21 protein-coding genes and 1 pseudogene are annotated in these 23,349 nt (G+C 43.3%); 16 read left to right on the forward strand and 6 right to left on the reverse strand.

Annotated elements, in window-relative coordinates:
• Positions 1-4: 4 nt before the first annotated feature.
• The 6 genes from hemW (at position 5) to BT_RS11000 (ending at position 6,888) form a co-directional block, all read left to right on the forward strand.
• Entirely contained in the window at positions 5-1,135 is a 1,131-nt protein-coding gene (hemW, locus tag BT_RS10975) for a radical SAM family heme chaperone HemW (RefSeq protein ID WP_008763952.1), read from the forward strand.
• A gap of 19 nt (positions 1,136-1,154) precedes the next feature.
• Entirely contained in the window at positions 1,155-1,703 is a 549-nt protein-coding gene (locus BT_RS10980; protein WP_008763953.1) for an RNA polymerase sigma-70 factor, read from the forward strand.
• A 134-nt stretch (positions 1,704-1,837) separates the two neighbouring features.
• A complete protein-coding gene (locus BT_RS10985; protein WP_008763954.1) occupies positions 1,838-2,272 on the forward strand; it encodes a hypothetical protein in 435 nt (144 codons plus the stop codon).
• A 24-nt stretch (positions 2,273-2,296) separates the two neighbouring features.
• Positions 2,297-3,169, forward strand: a complete 873-nt coding sequence (locus BT_RS10990; RefSeq protein ID WP_008763955.1) for a FecR family protein — start codon at positions 2,297-2,299, stop codon at positions 3,167-3,169.
• A 5-nt stretch (positions 3,170-3,174) separates the two neighbouring features.
• Positions 3,175-5,868 (forward strand): TonB-dependent receptor, encoded by a 2,694-nt coding sequence (locus BT_RS10995; protein WP_008763956.1) that lies wholly within the window; start codon positions 3,175-3,177, stop codon positions 5,866-5,868.
• A 6-nt stretch (positions 5,869-5,874) separates the two neighbouring features.
• A complete protein-coding gene (locus BT_RS11000) occupies positions 5,875-6,888 on the forward strand; it encodes a DUF4249 domain-containing protein (protein WP_008763957.1) in 1,014 nt (337 codons plus the stop codon).
• 28 nt (positions 6,889-6,916) lie between these two features.
• Here BT_RS11000 and BT_RS11005 read toward each other — a convergent pair whose 3' ends face one another.
• The gene (locus BT_RS11005; RefSeq protein ID WP_008763958.1) at positions 6,917-7,594 is read right to left on the reverse strand and encodes an ATP-binding cassette domain-containing protein; all 678 of its coding nucleotides are present in this window, start codon (positions 7,592-7,594) and stop codon (positions 6,917-6,919) included.
• A 478-nt stretch (positions 7,595-8,072) separates the two neighbouring features.
• Here BT_RS11005 and BT_RS11015 point away from each other — a divergent pair, with 478 nt between their 5' ends.
• From BT_RS11015 to BT_RS11025, 3 genes are all read left to right on the forward strand, one after another.
• Positions 8,073-8,360 (forward strand): LysO family transporter, encoded by a 288-nt coding sequence (locus tag BT_RS11015; protein ID WP_008763960.1) that lies wholly within the window; start codon positions 8,073-8,075, stop codon positions 8,358-8,360.
• Positions 8,357-8,965, forward strand: a complete 609-nt coding sequence (locus tag BT_RS11020) for a lysine exporter LysO family protein (RefSeq protein WP_008759728.1) — start codon at positions 8,357-8,359, stop codon at positions 8,963-8,965. The genes BT_RS11015 and BT_RS11020 overlap by 4 nt, the downstream gene beginning before the upstream one ends.
• 292 nt (positions 8,966-9,257) lie before the next feature.
• Positions 9,258-9,614 carry a hypothetical protein gene (locus tag BT_RS11025; protein ID WP_008763961.1) on the forward strand — a complete coding sequence of 119 codons (357 nt, stop codon included), beginning with the start codon at positions 9,258-9,260 and terminating at the stop codon, positions 9,612-9,614.
• 129 nt (positions 9,615-9,743) lie between these two features.
• Here BT_RS11025 and BT_RS11030 read toward each other — a convergent pair whose 3' ends face one another.
• On the reverse strand, positions 9,744-10,808 hold the full coding sequence (locus BT_RS11030; RefSeq protein ID WP_008763962.1) for a DUF2027 domain-containing protein: 1,065 nt from the start codon (positions 10,806-10,808) through the stop codon (positions 9,744-9,746).
• A 126-nt stretch (positions 10,809-10,934) separates the two neighbouring features.
• On the opposite strand from BT_RS11030, the gene BT_RS11035 reads away from it, so the two are divergent.
• Entirely contained in the window at positions 10,935-11,630 is a 696-nt protein-coding gene (locus BT_RS11035) for an HAD family hydrolase (RefSeq protein WP_008763963.1), read from the forward strand.
• Between the two features lie 40 nt (positions 11,631-11,670).
• Here BT_RS11035 and BT_RS11040 read toward each other — a convergent pair whose 3' ends face one another.
• Entirely contained in the window at positions 11,671-12,444 is a 774-nt protein-coding gene (locus tag BT_RS11040) for a response regulator transcription factor (RefSeq protein ID WP_008763964.1), read from the reverse strand.
• Between the two features lie 87 nt (positions 12,445-12,531).
• Between BT_RS11040 and BT_RS11045 the strand changes: the two genes are divergently transcribed.
• Positions 12,532-13,197 carry a DUF1349 domain-containing protein gene (locus tag BT_RS11045; protein WP_008763965.1) on the forward strand — a complete coding sequence of 222 codons (666 nt, stop codon included), beginning with the start codon at positions 12,532-12,534 and terminating at the stop codon, positions 13,195-13,197.
• Between the two features lie 404 nt (positions 13,198-13,601).
• On the opposite strand, the gene BT_RS11050 is transcribed toward BT_RS11045, so the two are convergent.
• A complete protein-coding gene (locus BT_RS11050; RefSeq protein WP_008763966.1) occupies positions 13,602-14,657 on the reverse strand; it encodes a winged helix DNA-binding domain-containing protein in 1,056 nt (351 codons plus the stop codon).
• A gap of 194 nt (positions 14,658-14,851) precedes the next feature.
• Here BT_RS11050 and BT_RS11055 point away from each other — a divergent pair, with 194 nt between their 5' ends.
• The 5 genes from BT_RS11055 (at position 14,852) to BT_RS11075 (ending at position 18,570) form a co-directional block, all read left to right on the forward strand.
• Positions 14,852-15,346, forward strand: a complete 495-nt coding sequence (locus BT_RS11055; protein ID WP_008763967.1) for an RNA polymerase sigma factor — start codon at positions 14,852-14,854, stop codon at positions 15,344-15,346.
• Positions 15,333-15,923, forward strand: coding sequence for a hypothetical protein (locus tag BT_RS11060; protein WP_008763968.1), 591 nt, complete (start codon positions 15,333-15,335; stop codon positions 15,921-15,923). Before BT_RS11055 ends, BT_RS11060 begins: the two co-directional genes overlap by 14 nt.
• A gap of 43 nt (positions 15,924-15,966) precedes the next feature.
• Positions 15,967-17,196, forward strand: a complete 1,230-nt coding sequence (gene aroA / locus BT_RS11065) for a 3-phosphoshikimate 1-carboxyvinyltransferase (protein WP_162303115.1) — start codon at positions 15,967-15,969, stop codon at positions 17,194-17,196.
• 13 nt (positions 17,197-17,209) lie between these two features.
• Positions 17,210-17,779, forward strand: a complete 570-nt coding sequence (locus tag BT_RS11070) for a Crp/Fnr family transcriptional regulator (protein ID WP_008763969.1) — start codon at positions 17,210-17,212, stop codon at positions 17,777-17,779.
• A 74-nt stretch (positions 17,780-17,853) separates the two neighbouring features.
• Positions 17,854-18,570: an SDR family NAD(P)-dependent oxidoreductase gene (locus tag BT_RS11075; RefSeq protein WP_008763970.1), complete on the forward strand. Its 717-nt coding sequence runs from the start codon at positions 17,854-17,856 to the stop codon at positions 18,568-18,570.
• Positions 18,571-18,593: 23 nt separating this feature from the next.
• On the opposite strand, the gene BT_RS11080 is transcribed toward BT_RS11075, so the two are convergent.
• On the reverse strand, positions 18,594-19,592 hold the full coding sequence (locus BT_RS11080; RefSeq protein ID WP_008763971.1) for a M28 family metallopeptidase: 999 nt from the start codon (positions 19,590-19,592) through the stop codon (positions 18,594-18,596).
• Between the two features lie 160 nt (positions 19,593-19,752).
• Positions 19,753-23,334, reverse strand: a pseudogene (locus BT_RS11085) (glycoside hydrolase family 2 TIM barrel-domain containing protein).
• Positions 23,335-23,349 lie beyond the last annotated feature (15 nt).

Raw genomic sequence — 23,349 nt, forward strand, 5'->3', positions numbered from 1 at the left:
TACTATGGCAGGTATTTACCTTCATATTCCCTTCTGTAAGACACGTTGCATCTATTGCGACTTTTATTCGACTACCCGCAGCGAATTAAAGACGCATTATGTGCATACCCTCTGCCGTGAACTGGAAATGCGGAAAGAATATCTGAAAGGCGAACCTGTAGAAACCATTTATTTCGGAGGAGGAACTCCCTCTCAACTGGAGGAAGCTGATTTTAAACACATCTTTGAAACGATACGGGAAAATTACGGAATGGAACACTGCCGGGAGATCACTCTGGAAGCCAATCCGGACGATCTGTCCCAGGAATATCTGAAGATGTTATCCTCGCTCCCTTTCAACCGTATCAGCATGGGGATACAGACTTTTGATGATACGACACTCCAATTACTGAAACGCCGCCATAGCTCCCAAACAGCCGTCGAAGCTGTCCGCAGATGCAGGGAAGCGGGATTTCAGAATATCAGCATTGATCTGATTTACGGACTGCCCGGCGAAACAAAGGAACGGTGGGTAAACGACCTCCGGCAAGCTATCCGCCTGGATGTAGAGCATATTTCTGCTTACCATTTGACTTACGAAGAAGATACACCTATATATAATATGTTGAAGCAACATCAGATAGAGGAAGTAGACGAAGATTCCAGTCTGCAGTTCTTTACATTGCTGATCGAACATTTGCAGAATGCAGGATACGAGCATTATGAAATATCCAATTTCTGCCGCCCCGACAAATACTCCCGTCACAATACTTCGTACTGGAGGGGAATACCATATTTGGGCTGCGGACCGTCCGCACATTCATTCAATGGAACGACACGCGAATGGAACGTATCTTCCATCGACCTATATATAAAAGGTATAGAAGGAAACCAGCGCGACTTTGAGACAGAAAACCTGGACCAAACGACCCGTTACAACGAATTTATCATTACCACCATACGCACCGTATGGGGAACACCTATAGAAAAACTAAAACAAGAGTTCGGTAATGAACTGTGGGAATATTGCCGGAAAATGTCTGCCCCCTATCTGGAAAATGGGAAACTGGAAATCCACGAGGGGGCTTTACGCCTGACACGGGAAGGAATTTTCATCTCCGACAGCATTATGAGCGACTTGCTTTGGGTTAATTAAAAAACTAAACGATCAGCCGATGACCGAATCAGAAGTAAGGAAGTTATTACGGCAAATGAAGGAACTGGACTCGCAAACAGCCTTCCGCGACTTCTATAACATGACTTACGACCGACTCTTCCGCATAGCCTACTATTATGTGAAACAGGAAGAATGGTCGCAGGAAATCGTACTCGACATCTTCCTCAAACTCTGGAAGCAGCGCGACACTCTTCTTGATGTGAAAAACATCGAGGACTATTGCTTTATTCTGGTCAAGAACGCTTCTCTCAATTATCTGGAAAAAGAGTCGAAGTACACCACCATTCATTCCGATTCCCTGCCGGAGCCACAGGAACAAAGTTATTCTCCGGAAGAGTCATTAATCAGTGAAGAACTGTTTGCAATCTATGTGAAAGCACTCGACCGGCTTCCGGAACGTTGCCGGGAAATATTCATCCGTATCCGTGAAGAAAAACAAAGTTATGCCCAAGTAGCAGAAGAATTGGATATCAGCATAAAGACAGTTGATGCCCAGCTACAGAAAGCTGTCTCCCGACTGAAAGAGATGATTTCGTCCAGCGGATAACCGGAGATCACCCGAACCGTTCAGCACTTCTTTTTTATATTAACTTTTATTTGCACAAAAGGCGTAGGGAGTTTCTGTCAATCTCCGGTCTTTATCAGCAAATAAACCGATTAATCACTAAAAAAGATTGAATGATGAAAAAGTTTAATGACGCAAACGTTGGACTCTTTGTCCTTTTAACAGCATGCCTGAGCCTATTTTCCTGCAACAACGACAATGACAATTATCCTAAGGATTATGTAGGATTTGAAAAATCTACCCGAACAGTAGAATGTGACAAGAATCAATCCGAGAGTGAGTTGCAGATTAAAATTATTGCCACCGACAAATCCAAAGAAGACAGGACAGTGTTACTTGCCACTCCTGCTTTGCCGGCGGGACAGGCACCGATTATGAAACTAACAGAAACCAAAGTCACCATCAAGGCGGGACAGAAATCGGCAACGACCACCATTAAGTTATATCCCAAAAAGATGGTACTGAAACAGCAGAACATTACCTTATCCTGTACTCCCCAGTGGAAAGAAGGCAGTGTAAGCAAGCTGACGATTCTGCTGAAACGGAATTAGAAAGAAAGCTAAATAGAAAAAGATATGAAATATACCGATAGAGAATTAGAAGACATACTGAACAAGCTCATCGCTTCCACCCGCTCACCGAGAGGACGTTTTTCAGCAGCATCCAGTTATCCGCAACTGGAGAAAAAGCTGAATTTCCGCAACCGCCGGTTGTATCTGACACGCACATTTGCGGCAGCGGCAGCAGTAGTTTTACTCTGTCTATCGGTATGGACAGCTTATCTGTACATGCAGCCGGCAACCATACAGACTGTTAGCACTTTGGCAGAAACACGTACCGTCCATCTGCCCGACGGCACTTCCGTCACGCTAAACCATTATTCTTCCCTTTCCTATCCGGAACGGTTCAAATCGGATAACCGGGAAGTGGAGTTGAGCGGAGAAGCCTATTTTGAAGTAAGTAAAGACCCAAAGCATCCGTTTATAGTGCAGACAGAAACGATTGACGTTCAAGTATTGGGCACTCACTTCAATGTGGACGCCTATCCCGATAATCCGGATGTAAAGACGACTTTATTAACAGGGTCGGTTGCAGTCAGCAATAAAAACAACTCAGTACGCATGGTGCTGAAACCGAATGAGGCGGCTATATATAATAAGGTGGAACAAAAGCTTACTCGCAAGGTACTGGAGAATGCCGGAGATGAAATTTCATGGCGCCACGGGGAGTTCATATTCGATGATCTGCCGTTGCAGGAGATTGCCCGCGAACTTTCCAACTCGTTCGGAACAACCATTCACATTGCCGACTCAACCTTGCGAAATTATCGGATCACAGCGCGATTCCGTAATGGAGAAGACTTGGATGCGATTTTATCTGTACTGCATAATGCCGGTTATTTCAACTATTCACGAAACACTCAACAGATTACTATTACTAAAAACTAGACTAAATGAGAACTATTCACCAAGGACACCTACCTATCAGAACGCTCGTTCTGATAGGTATGGTGATCCTTATCACCGCACAGGCATACGCACAGAATGCAAATGCCCGACTCACAATCACATTGCGAAATGCTACATTGAAGGAGTTCGTCAAGTTAATCGAAAACTCTACAGGATATTCTTTTATCTACAGTGAAGAAATCAGCATCAGCCATAAAATCAATCTGAAAGTGAAAGATATGCCTTTGCATGAGATACTGGATCTCGTATTCAAGGATGAACCGATCAGTTACAAGTTCTCTGAGAGATACATTCTCCTGCAAAAGAAAAGGGTGCAAAAGCCGGTAAGCCGCAAGTTTACTATCAGCGGATATGTTACCGACGGGACGTCGTCCGAGACGTTGATTGGTACTAATATCATTGAGAGTCATCAATATCAAGGCACTACTACCAATCCTTACGGCTTTTATAGTATCACTCTGCCCGAAGGAGAAACGGAATTACGTTTCTCTTATTTGGGATATACCACAGAAACACATCATTTCACCCTTGCTCAAGATACTCTGCTGAATATTCGTATGAAAGGAAACGCACAATTAGAAGAAGTAGTGGTCGTTTCAGATAAAGCAGAAGCAGGGACAGTTGCCACACAGATGGGAGCTGTCGAGATTCCAATGGTGCAAATCAAGAATACTCCAAGTATATTAGGAGAATCAGATGTAATGAAAGCCATTCAGTTAATGCCCGGAGTACAGGCAGGAGTAGACGGATCGGCTGGATTATATATACGTGGTGGCAGTCCCGACCAAAATCTGATCTTACTTGACGGAACTCCGGTATATAACGTAGACCATATGTTCGGCTTCTTTTCCGTCTTTACTCCTGAAGCTATCAAAAAGGTCACTTTATTTAAAAGTTCCTTTCCTGCACGCTTCGGCGGACGCCTTTCTTCCGTCATTGACGTACGCACCAATGACGGGGATATGAAAAAATATCATGGGACACTCAGTATCGGCTTGCTAACCAGCAAAATAAATTTGGAAGGACCGATTGTGAAAGACAAAACATCATTCAACATATCCGCCAGACGTTCGTATATTGATTTAATAGCCAAACCATTCATGCCCGATGATGAGAAATACAACTATTACTTTTATGATATCAATGCAAAGATCAATCACAAGTTTTCCGACCGGAGCCGTTTATATCTGAGTGCTTATAACGGGAAAGATCACTTCGCTACCCAATATGATGATAATAGCGATTTCAAGGACGGAAGTAAAATGAACTGGGGAAACACAATCATTTCCGCCAGATGGAACTACATTTTCAATAATCGCCTGTTTAGCAACACGACAGTTTCCTACAACAACTACCTATTCAATGTAAGTGCATATTCGAATAATCAATATTCACTCACCAATAACACAACCTTCATCAACCGATACTCTTCAGACTATCGTTCAGGTATCAATGACTGGAATTATCAGATAGATTTTGATTACAACCCATCTCCTATGCACCATATTAAATTTGGAGCAGGATATATCTATCACCGTTTTCGTCCGGAAGTGATGACCTCCAAAATATCAGACAAGGTAGACTCTGAGGCATTTCGCGACACTACTTACCACAGCATGAACAACAGCCGGATTTATGCACATGAAGTATCGGCTTATGCAGAAGATAACCTAAAAATCGGTACTCGTCTACGGCTTAATCTTGGATTACACTTTTCTCTGTTTCAAGTACAAAAACAAAGTTATTTCTCCTTGCAGCCGCGTGTCTCAACACGTTATCAACTAAGTAAAGACGTAATTCTCAAGGCATCTTATACAAAGATGAGTCAATATGTACATCTGCTTTCGTCCATGCCCATCGCTATGCCTACTGATTTATGGGTGCCTGTCACAAAAAAAATCAAACCGATGCGATCCCACCAGTATTCATTGGGGGGATATTATACAGGTATCAAAGGTTGGGAGTTCTCAGTAGAAGGCTATTACAAAGACATGTACAATGTGCTGGAATATAAAGACGGAGTCAGTTTTTTCGGTTCTTCCACCGGATGGGAAAGCAAAGTTGAAATGGGGAAAGGACGTTCGATGGGAATTGAATTTATGGCTCAAAAAACGCTCGGGAAGACAACAGGCTGGTTGTCTTATACCTTATCCAAAAGCGACCGCAAATTTGCTAAAGGTGCTATCAACAATGGAGAGCGATTTCCATACAAATATGATCGGCGCCATATTATTAATCTGACTCTCAACCATAAATTCAGCGAACGTATTGACATCGGTGCCTCGTGGGTGTTTTACACAGGAGGAACCAGTACTATTCCCGAAGAAAAAACAACCATCATCCGTCCTGGTAATGGAGCAAACAATGGCTTTATTCTGGGATTCGATAACTACTACAATCCTATTTATAACAATTCCCCTAATGTTGGAGAGGCCAATTACATAGAACATCGCAATAATTACCGGCTGCCTGCGAGCCACCGGTTGAACATAGGGATTAATTTCAATAAAAAGACCAAGCACGGAATGCGTATCTGGAACATCAGTCTTTATAATGCATACAACTCCATGAATCCGGCATGGGTATTTCGCTCTCATAATGACGATGGAAAAAGTGTGATCAAAAAATATACCCTGCTCCCCTGCATTCCATCTTTTACTTACACTTACAAATTCTAAGTTAACATGAAAACTTATATATATCATCCGCTTATCCTGCTAGTTATAATACTGGTGACAGTATCTTGTGAAAATGAACTCCCTTTTAATATAAAGGATAATCCTCCTAAATTGGTAATGAATGCATTCATTAACGCTGACAGTCTGACAAATGTCTTATTCCTTAACCTGACGGGAAAAGACTATGCCAACCACATTGAAAATGCCACTGTAGAGGTTCACGTCAACGGAGAGTTAAGAGAGACCTTGCGCCCACTCCCGATGGAAACTGAGTATGACAAGCAATGCCGGTTCAACATCACAGGCAAATTTGCTTCGGGAGAAGTAGTGCGTATTGATGCCATGACCGATGACGGCAAATATCATGCCTGGGCAGAAGTCACCGTTCCGCAACGCCTTGATAAAATAGAAAACATCGACACGCTCACCGTCCCGCTAATACAAAACGGACATACTCAAGACTACATGCGCTACAAAATAACTTTTAAAGACCGCCCGAACGAGGCAAACTTCTACCGCATTGTAGTAGATAAACAAATGCGACTATGGGGATACAACCACGAAGAAGGAGGAGAAGATTACCTTCACTGGACAAAGCATATCACTTATTCATTTATCGGACGCGAAGACATAGTACTGACAGACGGTCAACCTTCCACAGGAGATGACGAAGACAACGGACTGTTCGACACAGCTAAAAACATTTATGGTGTCTTTGATGATTCGCGATTTAGAGATACCTCCTATACAATGACGGTCTACAACGATCCCGCCATCCCATACAACAACAATTACAACGGATATTATGAAGGAATGGATGTCATCATCCGTTTGTTGAGTATCACGGAAACAGAATATTACTATCTGAAAGCACTCAATCTAGTCGATTCCGACGTTTATGACGAAACAATTAACGAACCTCTCAGATATCCCAGTAATGTACATGGAGGTACGGGAATGATAGGTATCAGCACGGAAGTATCTCAAACGGTTCGAATCAGGGAAAATAACCCGAAATGACTTGCAAAAATAAATATAGGAGCAGGATTCATAAGTAACTTTCATCTAAAAGATACCCCTGCTCCACCAATCCCCGCTTATCAGTTAGTTCCATCAATACTCCCTCCCGAATCAAGACAAGTCGATTGACAACCTCTAAGACTTTTTCGTAATTATGATCAGCAATCACTATCCCTTTCTCTTCCGAATGTTTTTTTATTAACCCGATCAGTTTATCTACCAAATGAAAGGATAAATAATCGAAAGGCTCATCCAACAGGACAAATTTAGCATTGCCCAGCAAAAGCAACTTAGCTTCCAAATATCTCCGTTCACCTCCGGAAAGTTGGGAGACACGCCGTTCCATACACGACTGGGCAACTTCATCATCCTCATAAAAATAGGGAACGACATTAGCATCCAGGTAACAGTCTACCAATTTATTTATCTTTTCATGCTTGGGCAAGTAGCCTTGTTGCGGCAGGAAGGCTATTGTCCTTGCATGTTGGTAAGGAGCCGAAAGGACCTTACATTCATCCAACCGGATAAATTTCCGGTCTGCTTTCATTGTTCCGAAGATTATTTGCATCAACACGGATTTTCCTGTACCGTTCCTGCCGAACAATCCAATAACATCACCTGTATTTATTTTCAGGTAAACATCAGTCAGCAGTTGCCTGGTACCGAAATTCTTAATAATACTATCTATTTCAAGCAAGTGATGCATAATTTTACAATCCAAAGTACAGACCAATATACAGCAAACACAAAGACAATCAAGTTCCGTTTCAGAATTCCGGAATTATAATAGAAAAAGTAGGCTTCCTTTTCAAGAAACTCCTTATAAAGCAAACTGGCAACAATTCCCCAGCCACCCAATAGATAAGGAAAAGCTTCCCAAAACAAGCTCCAGTCAGCTTTTGATACAATAAGTGCACCTAATATAGACAGCGGAACGTTTATTTTCAACGTACTGTGGAAAAACAAATAATATAGTTTTAGTCTCCGCATATATCTTACATTAATTTGACGGCTATAAATATATGAATTTAAATTAGACATCTTACTAAAAACCAGGCTTCAATTTCTGTTTTTATTCCAAATTCGCTGAAAGTTTCCTTTCATTTTACGAACGTCTCCACCGACTTTAATTAGGAACAACGATCTATTTCAATTATCTTTGCAGCCAAAAACAGGCACTTACTATGTTTATCATCATCGGAATTATGCTGACAGGAATGCTTTTTGGCTTCCTGTTACGTAATAAAAGACTATCTTGGATACATAAAATAATCACCCTGCTGATATGGGTCCTGCTCTTCCTCCTCGGGATTGATGTAGGAGGAAACGAGGCTATCATCAAAGGACTGCATACATTGGGACTCGAAGCACTCATTATCACACTGGCGGCAGTGACCGGCAGTATACTTTGCGCATGGGGACTCTGGTACCTATTATATATAAGGAATAAAGGAAAGGAGACGGAAGTATGAAAGGAAGTCTGATCATCGTCTCATTTTTCATTCTCGGTACCCTTTGCGGGTTTTATCATCTGATTCCTTACGATTTTACGGATAGCAAACTAAGCTATTACGCCCTTTGCGGACTGATGTTCTGCGTAGGTATCAGTATCGGTAATGATCCCAACACACTGAAAAGTTTCCGTTCTCTGAATCCCCGCCTGATGTTTCTCCCCGTCATGACGATACTGGGGACATTGGCAGGATGCGCCGTAGCAGGCATTTTCATGAGCCAAAGAACCTCTTCAGACTGTATGGCAGTGGGAGCCGGATTCGGCTACTATTCCCTTTCGAGTATATTCATCACCGAATATAAAGGTCCGGAATTGGGAACAATCGCATTGTTATCCAACATCATGCGTGAAATCATAGCATTGCTGGGAGCCCCGTTACTCGTGAAGTATTTCGGCAAGCTGGCCCCTATTTCTGTAGGAGGAGCTACCACAATGGACACTACTCTTCCCATCATCACCCGATGTTCCGGAAAAGAATTCGTAATCATTTCTATCTTTCATGGTTTTGTAGTTGATTTCAGTGTTCCATTTCTCGTCACCTTCCTTTGCTCAATATCATTTTAACAGCAATATTCCTTAAAATTCAGTTATATTACATTTTCGTTTCCGCACACGTATTGCAAAAATGTTTCAGAATAAGGTCTTTTTGTATCAAAAAGCAGTTGATTTCTTGATTTACATCAAGAAATCAACCGAAACAAAATCTTTTCCTTTTCTTTATTTTTATGCTATAAAACATATCGCTATATTTGCATAGGTAAAAAGAAAAAACTAAGCGATTAGATCAGTTTTCAATAGGTATTAGATTTGTTTTTTAGGAATAGTTTTTAGGTATAACAATTAAAAAGTAGGTATTATGAAACGTTTAGGATTAACATTAGTGGCAGCACTCTGCCTCGCTGCTTCGACTTTTGCAGCAGGAAACCAACCTACAACTGCAAAATGGGAAGGTAACATCAACGTAAATAAATTAGGTAAATATTTGCAGTTAAACTCTGTTCAGAGCGAAGAAGTAGCAAACATCTGCGATTATTTCTCAGAACAGATGTCAAGAGCCACTACAGCCAAGAAAGATAAAGAAGCAAAATTGCGCAACGCTGTATACGGCAACTTGAAACTTATGAGAAAGACGCTCAGCGCTGAACAATATGCTAAATATGCCGCTTTGATGAACCTTACTTTACTGAATAAAGGCATCGACCTAAGTAAGTAAAATTGAATCATATAGCAAGAGAAAGGGTGGAGACCGGTCAAGTTCTCCACCCTTCTTTTTATCTCATCCCACCTGCCGGACTTTATTCCGGCAAATACATTTTCAGCATCATTTACAAGTACACCGGAATCATTTGATAGTCACCATGGTAGCCCCGAAACCATATTCCTGAAAAGAGGCATCCTGATAACGGTAATTGCTGTGTTTCCGTTTCAATTCATCAATAATGGCTTTCCGAAGCACTCCGTCTCCTTTTCCGTGAATAAACACAACTTTCTGCTCACGCTTCTCTTTATTCGCCTCTATTACTTCACGGAATTTGTCCAGTTGGTAGTTCAGAATTTCGCTGTTACTCATTCCGTGCGTATCATCAAGCAGAGAATCAATATGAAGGTCTACTTCAATAATCCCATTTTTTCCGCTCTGACCGTGGTTGGGCTTCATAATAGGCTGCGACTTGGGTTTATCCACAAACTTTTTCTGCAACAAAGCTGACTGAATCTCTTCCGCCGACACATATACCTGCTTGGCAGGCACGTCATCTTTCACAATATCATAAATCAGAGCAGGTTCTTCGAAGAAATCGGAAGCACTGAATGTATGCAGTTTATAGAATTTCACCGTATCAATCCTCAGCTCTACGCTGACAGCAGGTTTGATGGCAGCAGGCTTTCCATCCTTGAAAGCGATCAGCTGGACAGCTACCCGTTCCATTTCATTCAATACATCCTTGGTGAATTCTTCCAGTAACAGTTTGGTATTCGGCTCTACCAGTCCATGTGAACGGTTGTTCCAAGCCTTTCCTTCCGCACTCAGATAAGTATAATACAGATAGTAATTGCTGTCATTCACCAAATATGCCTCGAAAGGAGTAGTCATCATCGCTTTGGCATCTTCGGGCACATAAGCCAAAAACACATTCAACGTATCACCGCCACGCACTTCCGGCTGGCGCTGTATAACCGGCATTTCCGGTTTGGCCGGCTTCGCGGGTTCCTCCTGCTTCGGAGCTGTCGCGGCAGGCTTGCGTTTTATATTGTAATCATCCGCCTCAATCACGACACATTCACGTATCGGCATCGGGATATCAAAACCATCCGCATCTTCCACCAGTACAAAGTCTTTTCCTTTGAATCCTGTTACGATTCCACCGCCTACCTCACTGAGGAAACGCACCTTATCTCCTATTTTCATTATTGTATCTCCTATTAAAATTCAAACTTAAAACGGGTAACAAAGATAGGGATTTATATGAAAATACAGTAACTTTGCCGCAAAATATAACGGAACGATTCTCGTCCCCCATTAACGACAAGACCGATGAAAGAACTTATTAAAGTCATAGCTTTTGATGCAGACGACACGCTGTGGAGTAACGAACCTTTTTTTCAGGAAGTGGAAAAACAGTATACGGATTTGCTGAAACCGTATGGCACCTCCAAAGAAATCTCAGCCGCCTTATTCCAAACAGAAATGAATAATCTGCAAATTTTGGGATATGGCGCCAAGGCGTTTACCATTTCAATGGTCGAAACAGCATTACAGATCAGCAACGGAAAGATTGCAGCCGACATTATTCGGCAAATTGTCGATTTAGGGAAATCCTTGTTGAAAATGCCTATCGAATTACTTCCGGGAGTCAAGGAAACGCTGAAAACGCTGAAAGAAACGGGAAAATACAAGTTGGTAGTAGCTACAAAGGGAGATTTGCTGGACCAGGAGAATAAGCTGGAACGTTCGGGATTATCTCCTTACTTTGACCATATCGAGGTGATGTCCGACAAGACGGAAAAAGAATATCTCCGGCTATTGAGTATTCTGCAAATAGCTCCTTCCGAACTTTTGATGGTCGGCAATTCTTTTAAATCGGATATTCAGCCGGTCTTATCTTTAGGTGGATACGGAGTACATATTCCTTTTGAAGTCATGTGGAAGCATGAAGTAACGGAAACGTTCGCACACGAACGCTTGAAACAGGTGAAAAGACTCGATGATCTGCTATCTTTACTTGGATAAATACTCTATCTGGATAAATCCCGGATAAATTCAAGGAATATTACAGCAATTTCATCAGCTCCGCTGCCCGACAGGCTTCTATCGAGTTGCCGACAGAAAGTTTTTCCAAAATATTCTGTCGGTGGCGGTTGACCGTATTCACACTGATATAAAGAGTCGCTGCTATTTCTTTACTCGACAGCCCTTTCCGTATGCAGCGCAGTATTTCCTTTTCGCGTTCTGAAAGGATATTGCGGTGCTCTTCCGAAAGGGATAATGTTTCTACTTCCCCACGTTCCATCTGGGTTATCGTAGCATAAATGCCTTGTTCCGGCCGTTGGTCGGCAGATAAGGAATAAAGGCAGAAGATCAGCCAAACATTGCCGGCAGGGGTGTTCTGCATGATTTGCACAAGGTTGTCAATGTATTGATAAACGCCTTTTTCATTCATCATACGCAGTCTGCATCTGCCCCGATATTTCAGCCGTTCGCCGGGAGACATGGAAAAAGTCTTCTGGAAAAACTTGTATTCCATCAAACGCTTTTCTACCAAATCTTCCGGATGAATGCGCCGGTAGATACAATCTTCGTCCATCGAATCAATTACGCTTAAAGCCGCCTCTTCGGGAGTAAGTCCCAGGAAATTCGCCCACGGATGGACAGTAACGTAACTTTTCCGGTTCGAAAGATCGGAAATGACAGCACACCCTCCATTAACTTCCGTCAATGAGCGGACAAACTGCTGGTGTTGTTCCACTATTCCATTATCCAGTGCTTCGTGCGCTGTCGGATGCGTAGCATAGACTTCATCTATTTCCTTTTGTAGTACGTCCATCGTATAAAATGGTTATTATTCAGTATTGTCGCAAGGACAGGCATGACCTATCTTTGCACCACAAAGATAAATAAATAAGAAAAGAACATGAAACATTTAAAAATCAAAATCATGTCAATCGCGTTATTGGCGGCAGCAACTTCTTCTATGGCACAAAGTTTGGACAAAATGAACTGGCTGAATGAGCCTCAGCAATGGGAAATAAAAGAAGGCAAGGCTTTAGTGATGGACGTTCCGGCGAAAACCGATTTCTGGCGGATTTCCCACTACGGATTTACGGTAGACGACGGACCTTTCTACTATGCTACTTATGGCGGAGAGTTCGAAGTGAAAGTAAAGATTACCGGAAACTATGTGACTACTTTCGACCAAATGGGATTGATGTTGCGCATCGATCATGAGAACTGGATAAAGGCAGGGGTAGAGTACGTAGACGGCAAACAGAATGTAAGTGCCGTAGTCACCCACCGCACCAGCGACTGGAGTGTAGTGCAACTGCCGGATGCTCCTCGTTCTTTATGGATTAAAGCGGTCCGCCGACTGGATGCAGTGGAGATTTTCTTCTCCCGCGATGATAAGGAATATACGATGATACGTACTTGCTGGTTGCAGGATAATTGTCCGGTTATGGTCGGATTAATGGGAGCCTGCCCGGACGGAAAGGGATTCACGGCCACATTCGAAGAATTTAAGGTAACTCCTTTGGCAGATCAGCGGAGACTGGAATGGGCTAAAAAACAAGCCGACAAATAAAGAAAGACAGTTCTTCCAACAAGCTCCCTTAGATGGCGGAGCAAAATGATGGTACACAATCACACTTCACGGACAGTCTTGTTGAGCCAATCAATAGCGATTCACTCAGAACAATTACCCTTTAGGGAGATGTATGGCTAAACAAGTATTCCATCAGCCAAAATGATCGTCATTCTTGGCTATTTTCTTCCGTTGCACCTAGGTACAACAATTGTCTCACCTTGGTTAAACAACTGAAGCACCTAGGTGACTCTTTCGTCTCACCTAGGTGCAACGAAAAAAAAATCGCTATTTATGTGATTAATGAGTAACTATCGTCGGCTAATGGATAGTAACAGAACCCAGTTCCGTATCCTAACGGAACTTTCCACTAAACACTCCCACTTTACCGATGTCCCATAGAGCTATTTTTCCAAAAAACGGGTAAATTTCTGCCGCTCCCGTTCCAACGTTTCTTCATTCATATCGGCCACCTGCCTGAACCATGAATACTTCAGGTCCACACTTTTCTTCTTCACCGATTTATCCCAGTTTCCTATGACCTGCCCGTTATGAAGGACAATCGGAAAGAACAATCCGTTATTAGTAAACGCTTTGGAATAATGTTCAAGGGGCAGAACATCCGTCCGGTCTTTATATCCCAGCAGATATTCATCATAAGAAGGCAAAAGATGTATATGCCCCGACAGTTTGCCACGAGTCCGGCAGATGTCATGAATATACCATGTCTGTTCCTTCCATTGTTCGGTTATCAGTTCCGAAGCAATCAGATAAACAGCCTGTTTTGCATCCGAAACCGACAGCCCTGACCACCAAATGAAATCCTGCAAAACTGCCGGAGAATGGCTACGGAAATAACTCCGTGCCAAGCGCGCCAAAGACTCGTCTTTCGTCAGTTCGGGCATCGGCGGAACCCGTTCTTCCAAAAGTGCGTACGTGCATTTGCTTCCTCTGTCCTCGCCACTACAAATGATGCCTTCCTGCTCCGCACGTGCCATAAAGCGAGTCATACGGCGATTGTCCGCCACAATCCCCGAACGGTTAAAGTGTTCGGCAATCTCTTGTTTTGTCAGACTTTTCTTTCCACAAAGAATCTTCTCCAACAGGTCATGCGCTTTCGTATAGAGTTCATTCGGGATGTCCAGATCATATCCTTTCGCAAAAGAATCATTTGCCGAAATAATACGTTGCGCGGAAAGTTTCAGCATCCAGCGGATATCCTCTGCCGCCACCAGATGCCACGTAGGACGCATCACATGAGTCCTCAGAATTTCTCCCTCACGCAACGCCTTCTCTACTGTTTGAATTGTAGCCGATTTCAGACGCATCCCTACTGCCCACTTCACCATGGAATAGTTCTGTGCCTGCATGGCTCCCATCCAAGACACCAACTCTTTAGGTTCACGGAAAAGTGGATTTAATAACTGCTGATTCAGTAAACGGATATTCGGTATATTCATAAATTAGTTATTTTATTTGCCACAAATATAAAATCTTTTCGCTAACAAATCATTATAAATGATTAATTGATAAGCAGAAAGAACTTTTTTTATCCGCCGGACAGGAATTAAATATCATTTTCTATTTCTTCTTTTGTAAGAATAATCCCCCGTCATACGACTAACTCTCCAAAATACATTAAAATTTAAATGAAGTGGAAGAAGAATTTATCGAACTAATCAATCAGTATCAAGGGATATTGCAGAAAATATGCAATATCTATTTCTACCAGCATCCGTTCCGTGAGGATTATTATCAAGAGATATTAATCCGGCTGTGGAAAGCATACCCCAAATTCAAGCAGGAGAGCACCGTTTCGACATGGCTCTACAGAGTCACGCTGAACACTGCCATCGATCTTGTGCGGAAAGAATCTGTGCAGCCCGTTTACAAAGAGTTATCGACACAGGAATATGCCATACATGACAGCCATCCAGAAGAGAACACCGCAACGGATAAAAAAGAGCAGCTATATCAAGCCATCAACCGGTTGTCCGAAATAGAAAAAGCGATTATCATTCTTTATCTTGAAAGCTATGAATACAAAGAGATTGCCGCCGTTATCGGCATTTCCGAGAGTAATGTCGGAGTAAAAATTAATAGAATCAAGAAACAACTCATTAAACAATTAAACAATGGAAGACAATAATTTGAAAGAATGCTGGAAAGAAATACATACCGGCACAGAAATAAAGCCAATGAATATAAAAGAAGTGATACGCAAGAAGCATTGTCGTACCATTTCCCAAACCTTACGTCGTCAGAAAACGTTGATCTCTTTATTTGCCATCCTGCTGGCATTCTCCGTAGCTGCCAGTATCTGGGATACGATCATCATGGGAAGCGCCTCGATCTCCCTATGGGCCGGAAGTGCCTTTCTGCTGTTTCTGCTGGTTTCGGCCATTGGACATTATCAGCTCCTCACAAGGTCAGCAGACACATATTCACTGAAAGAATCCGGAGCAATGCTCAAAAAACAGCTGGAACGAAGAATCAATATTGATTTCATCATATATCTGATATTCTTTTACGGAACAGCCGTCAGGTTCGTGATTCAATATTTCAATGATTACGAAGGATTAAAAGGGCTTACATTCATTCTGATGCTCTTTACGGGCATCCTTCTTGCCATTCCATGGCTCATGAGGTATCAGCAGAAACATCGGTACAGATATTATTTCAACTCTCTCGATAAGAGTCAGAAGCTGTTGGAAGTCTCCGAATAAATCTCTACTTTTGTACTCCATAACAAAGAATATACTTAGAATGATGCTCTATAAACTTATTTCCCCTTCCATGGTAAAGGCAACAATCCAGTTGCCAGCTTCCAAAAGTATCAGCAACCGTGCACTCATCATCAATGCGCTGGGTAAAGGCATTTATCCGCCGGAAAACCTGTCCGATTGCGATGATACCCAAGTCATGATAAAAGCCCTGACCGAAGGTAAAGAGACTATAGACATCATGGCAGCCGGAACCGCCATGCGTTTCCTGACCGCTTATCTGAGTGCCACTTCGGGAGAACGGATTATCACAGGCACCGCCCGTATGCAGCAACGCCCGATACAGATTCTGGTCAACGCCCTTCGCGAGTTGGGAGCTGAAATAGAGTACACCCATAACGAAGGATATCCGCCTCTTCGCATCAAGGGCGCAGAGCTGAAAGGAAATGAAATCACGCTGAAGGGAAACGTCAGTTCACAGTATATATCCGCCCTGCTGATGATAGGTCCTGTGCTCAAAGACGGACTGACACTGCACTTGACAGGAGAAATCATTTCCCGTCCTTATATCAATCTGACACTGCAATTAATGCAGGACTTCGGAGCAAAAGCGGCATGGACTTCACCCAGCAGCATCTCCGTAGCTCCGCAACCGTATCAGAGTGTCCCCTTCACCGTAGAAAGCGACTGGAGCGCTGCTTCTTACTGGTATCAGATTGCCGCTTTGTCTCCGGAAGCAGAGATTGAACTGTTGGGATTATTCCGCAACAGTTATCAGGGAGACAGTCGGGGAGCGGAAGTTTTCTCCCGTCTGGGGATCACGACGGAGTTCACTCCCAAAGGCGTAAAGATCAAAAAAACAGGCAAGACACCGGAACGACTGGAAGAAGACTTCGTTGACATTCCGGACCTGGCACAAACGTTCGTTGTAACTTGCGCTTTATTAAATATCCCTTTCCGTTTCACAGGCTTGCAGAGTCTGAAAATAAAGGAAACAGACCGCATCGCCGCATTGAGAACCGAACTTAAAAAGCTGGGATACCTCATCGAAGAAGAAAATGACAGCGTATTGATGTGGAACGGCGAACGTTGCGAACCGGAAGCGGTTCCTGTGATTGCGACCTACGAAGACCACCGGATGGCGATGGCATTCGCACCGGCAGTAATCACCTTCCCTAAGCTGCTGATTGCTGACCCGCAAGTTGTTTCCAAATCGTATCCCGGTTATTGGGAGGATTTGAAACTTGCCGGATTCCAAGTGATAAACGAAGGTTAATCATTGTCGTACTGTGGAAGATTTCAATAAATATACTTCCCATATCAACTATTCCCCTATTGTAGATTTTACATTACAGCAGGGAAAAGAGACTTCTTATAAAAAAGGAGAGTACTTTGTACGGCAAGGAGAAGCCTGTAAGATCATGGGATTTGTTGTTTCCGGCTCTTTCCGCTATTGTTGCGTCAACAGTCTGGGCGAAAGCAGCATTGTCGGATATACATTCGACCATTCTTTTGTCGGGAATTATCCGGCTTTCCAGTTGCAGGACCAATCAAATGTAGATATTCAAGCGTTATGCGACTGTACGGTGTATGTGATCAACCATTCCCAACTGGCAGATTTCTACGACATTAACAACGACCACCAAAAACTGGGACGCCGGATTGCGGAAACTCTTCTGTGGGAAATATATGATCGGATGATCTCCATGTACAGTCTGACACCGGAAGAACGTTATCTGGATATTATCAACCGCTGTCCTGACCTGCTGAAACTGATTACTTTAAAAGAACTTGCCTCCTATCTCCTGATTCGTCCGGAAACATTGAGCCGCATCCGGAGAAAAGTAGTTCGGAAGTAAATTCTTGATTTCAATCAAGATTTTATTCAGACTCCTCCCCTACCTTTGCAGGCAAACATAGTCTATTTTAATTCATGAAGAAAATAATAATTGTAGGCGCAACCTCCGGCATCGGTCGTGGATTGGCAGAACAGTATGCCCGTGAAGACTGCCTTATCGGTATCACCGGTCGCCGTGAGAATCTATTAAAAGAGATTTGCGCACAAGATAAAGATAAACTATTCTATCAGGTATGTGACATCACTCACACAGAAACGCCCCTTTTATCACTGGAAACGCTTGTACAAGAAATGGGAGGCATGGATATGCTGATTATCTGTGCCGGAACGGGGGAACTGAATCCGCAGCTCTCCTATCAGCTCGAAGAACCGACCTTATTGACCAACGTAGTGGGATTTACCAATATCGCCGGCTGGGGGTTCCGGTACTTTGAACAGCAGAAAGGCGGGCATCTGATTAACATTTCCTCAGTAGGCGGAACACGCGGCAGCGGTGTAGCACCAGCTTATAATGCTTCAAAAGCCTATCAAATCAATTACATGGAGGGACTTCGGCAAAAGGCGGCAAAGCTACCCTTTGCTGTCTACACCACTGACATCCGTCCGGGATTTATAGATACAGCGATGGCGAAAGGAGAAGGATTGTTTTGGGTTACTCCTGTCGATAAAGCCGTAAAACAAATCAAAAAGGCTATATCAGACAGGAAAAAAGTCGCCTTTATCTCCAAAAGATGGAAATATGTGGCATGGTTATTCAAACTGATTCCTTCCGCCCTTTATTGCAAGATGTAAAACAGCCTTTCAGTGAGGCTGAGTTACCATGAAGCTTCATTGGCCATCTTCCACATATTAAGAAAAGAAGCCTTGGTGATTTCCACTATCTTATCCCAGTTTAACCGGTCAGCATGATCGGATGGCTGGTGATAATCGGGATGTCCGTCCGTATGATACCAGATAATAGGAATACCTGCTTTGGCAAACGTTCCATTGTCACTGCCCCCTACCGGATTGTCCCAGGCACGATAGTCCGGTTCCAACTGTAAACCATACTTCTTAATATCCTTTTTCAGCCAGTCTCCAAAAGAGGGATGAGCAGCTGTATAGAAATAGACGACATGTTTCGGTTGTTCCGGTTTATTGTTGCGACCTATCATATCAAAGTTGAGATATCCCTTGATCTGCGAAACAAAAGGGCAAGTCTGTACAAAATATTTAGAACCGAGCAATCCCTTTTCTTCTCCGTCCCAAAAGGCAAAGATTACATTTCGCTCCGGTTGTTGTCCGCTTGCAAGAAATGCCCGGGCAATCTGCAATACAGCCGAGACACCGGAAGCATTGTCATCCGCGCCGTTATAAATCTGATCTCCGTCAAGTGCCGGGTCTATCCCCAAATGGTCAAAGTGAGCGCCTACGATGACATATTCCTTCGTATTCTTACCGGGAATCATAGCCAGTACGTTCCTCATAGATAGTTTTTGATGAACTTCCTGTTTCAGCTTCGCTACAGAGTCCGGATGAACTTCCAGACGTCCTTTCTTCTGACGCTCTTTGCGGTAAGCATCAAAAGGCTGGAAGTAGCTTTCGTTCAGAGGTTGGATTCCCATCCATTGTAAGATAGATGCTATATACTCAGAGGAGACATACGAACCGTGGAATCCGGCTTCACGTCCCTGTAATTCATCACTTGCAAGGAAACCGATTGTTGCTTCGGCAGAAGAACGGTTGATCGTGTTCAAGCCCTTTTCTTCGGGAGACTGTGCAAAAGTTACTGTTCCTACAAGTATTAATCCGAATAATATAATTCTTTGTTTCATCGTGGTATATAATTTAGAGTCCATGTTACAAAAGTACGAAAAGAACACAGAATCTATCCTTAAATACAAAAAAAGAGTAAGCAGTTGCCATCTTTTATAAGATTTGGCTGCTCACTCTTTCTACAAACTATTAAGACCTTGTTATCCTGTCAATCTTTCCTTATTTTGAAAAAGGAGACATGCGGAAAGCATATTTATAAACTGTATTCTTCTGAATTTCATAAGCGGGACGGGGACCCGGTCCGCAACTGGCATTACCCAGACCACGCTGTATGCAATCCAGATTCAGCACCACCTCCGCACGATAAATATCAGGCAAGGCATGACCGTACTTGATTTCAAACAAGTCCTTATCCGTATAGTGCAAAGCACTGAAATCAAATGTATCGGCAGCAGTAATCTTGATTCCTTTACCTGCTTTATTGGTCAAAGTCAGCCAGCGGGTATCACAACGCCCACCCATCGTCTGAGAACGGGCATAACTCTCTTTCATATCATTGACAGCAGACTGGTATTTGCCGACATAAGCCGCATTCTTCCGATCCCGATAATTTTCTATCGGACCGCGACCATACCATTCCAACTGCTCCAACGAAGGATTAAAGAAGGCCTGTAACGACAGACGGGGAAGATTAAAGTCATCATTCGTTGTAAAAGAAGCATCCACATCTATTTCACCATTACCATACAAACGGTAAATCAATGTATAAGGCACTTTCACATCTCCGACGGTTTCCTGCAACTGAATCGTTACAATTGCCGACTGATTATCTTCCGACCATTTCCAGTCGAAACTGATTACCTCCGTTTGGGTATCCTGCCATTTACGCACATCGTTATTGATAAAACGGAACGTATTCAGCGACCATCCTTCACGCAGATGAAGCATATTATCGCCATTATAACGGATACCGGTCAACTTGCCTTCTTTCTTATCAAAGGTGATTTCTACACCGGGACGGCGGAAGAACAAATAACGCTTCTCCTCTTCCACCACCTTAAACAGAGATTCTTTAGATGAGGCGGAAACTGCTACCGGCTATAGCCCGGTATTCGGGGATTTTTGAAGCAAAAGTTGTTCCGTAGCTACGATATGTCCGGCTTTTGCCCATACGCAATCCTTCTTTAGTTTTATTTCAAGGTTCAAATAATATTCACCTTCTGAAGTTAAATAGCGGGAATAAGGTATCTGCACCGCACGATGCTCTCCAGGCTTACCATCGGGTAGGCTGAACTCTTCTTCCGCTATCGGCACACCATCTTTCAAAATCACATAGCGCAGATTAAAATCATGCAGATTCAGGAAAACATAGCGGTTACGAACGCCGATACTGTTTTCAGCATTCGGTTCCAATGTGATATATTGGTAGACTTTCTTCACTTCCCACAACTTAGGAGTAACTTGACGATCAGCCGTCACAATCCCGTTACAACAGAAATCATTGTCGTTAGGGCGATCACCGAAGCTGCCTCCAAAATAATAATGATCGGCAGGCTGTCCGGGCATATTAATGCCCTGATCCACCCAATCCCAGATGCATCCTCCGATCATACGTTTCGAATGATGCTCGATATAATCCCAGTATTCTTCCAGATTACCGATGGCGTTGCCCATCGCATGAGCATATTCACAAAGGAAATAAGGCTTGTTACGGGGTTGCTCGTCCTGTTCGATCATACTTTCAATCGAAGGATACATACGGGAATCCATATCGGCCACATCGTTCATTCCTTCATAATGGATATAACGGTCGTCTATCGCTTTGGCTGCCTGATAGGTAGCCTCAAAGTTACGACCACCACCGGACTCATTGCCCATTGACCAGAAAATGACCGAAGGATGATTCTTATCCCGTTCCACCATACGCACCATCCGGTCGACGTAAGCTCCTTCCCAACTTTCACGGTTTGACAGCGACATATTGCCGTGACACTCAATATCGGCCTCATCCATGACGTACAAGCCATAATAATCATACAGCGAATACATCTTCGGATCGTTCGGATAATGACTGGTACGAATCGTGTTGAGATTGAAACGCTTAAAGAGAAGAATGTCCTCTATCATGCTTTCCACCGGAACAGCTTTTCCAAACTGCGGATGTATGTCATGCCGGTTGGCTCCTTTAAAAAGGATCAATGCATTGTTGATATACACCTTATTATTCCGGATCTCTATCTTACGGAAACCATATTGCTGGCTCGTCGCTTCAAGCACATTGCCTGCGGCATCAAGCAGTTCCAGTTGGACGGTATACAGAGAAGGAGTCTCAGCACTCCATAACCGAGGGTCGCGAATCGTAGTCGTACCTTCACAGACGTTTTCCTGTCCACCAGTTATCTTACCGGTAGGTATGATAAACGAACTCACAGGCTTTCCTTCCGTATTCAGCAAAGAGACACGTACGGTAGCTTCCTGTACTTTCTTTCCGTAATTATGCACATCCGTTTTCACTTTCAGTTCCGCTTTATCCAGACGGTCGCTGATCTGAGAAGTCAGGTGAATGTCACGTAGACGAACTTTCGGACTGGCTACCAAATAAACATCCCGATGAATACCACTTAAACGGAACATATCCTGATCTTCAAGGAAACTGCCGTCACACCAGCGGTAAACTTCTACGGCAACCGTATTATTACCCGCTTTGACGTAAGGAGTGATACGAAATTCTGCATCATTACTGGACCCTTGCGAATAACCGACTTTCTTACCGTTGATCCATACATAAGCTGCACTATAAATTCCATCGAAATGGATAAAGACTTCTTTGTCTTTCCAGTCGGCAGGAAGAGCAAATTCACGGCGATAAGATCCTACCGCATTCGGCTCTTTCTCTACAGCATATCCACGCTGCCCCTGTATAAAAGGAGGATTGTTACGGATGGGATAAGTAATATTGGTATAAATAGGTGTACCATATCCGTGCATCTCCCAGTTGGAGGGAACAGGAATCTCTTTCCAGCCAGAGACATCATAACTCGTTTTATAGAAATCCACCGGACGTTCCGAAGGTTGTTTCACCCAGTTAAACTTCCAGTTTCCATTCAACAGCAGATAACGGGAAGAGCGGGTACGCTCCCAAGGACGGGTATAAGCGGGATCCGCCTTCATCTCTTCCGAATTGGCGAAAGGAATAAATGTAGCCCTGCCTTCTTCTTTATTGATTGCATAGATACGTTCATTTTCCCAGTCATTATGACTCGTTGTTTTCAAGGCTTCCGCCACTACTTTCAGGTTCGATTTCCGTATCTGCCACTGCTGGTTACTTTTCGAAGCTTCCGGTTCTAACTGAAAGACAGGCTCTCCGACCAGTCCGGCATCAGGAAATCCTAAGTTATAGCCAGTCCCGACATTGGTTAATACGTAATTCCCATTCGGCAAAGCCGTTATTTTCCATTGCTGGTTCGGATTTTTAGGGTCTGCCGACCATTGAATCACGGAACATTCTACTTTTCCTTTACCACTATTATCTACATTCATTTGAGTCAAGGGACTGGTTATCGTATAGCATCCCTCTTGTTCGCATGGAATCAGGTTCCAGACCTGCGATTCTTTGTCTGCCTCCCGCTTACTGATAAATATTTTCGTATTCGTATCCAGACTCTCCTGATTGTCTAGCACTAATCCGTTGACCGTATGGATTTCATATCCTTGCTTCGGATCAAACTGCTGCGCCACAACCGCAGAGGCGGAAAACGACAGTGCAATCAATGCACTTCCCAAGATTTTTAATCGTTGCATCATTTAGTAGTCTAA

The sequence above is a fragment of the Bacteroides thetaiotaomicron VPI-5482 genome (assembly GCF_000011065.1).
GTDB lineage: Bacteria > Bacteroidota > Bacteroidia > Bacteroidales > Bacteroidaceae > Bacteroides > Bacteroides thetaiotaomicron.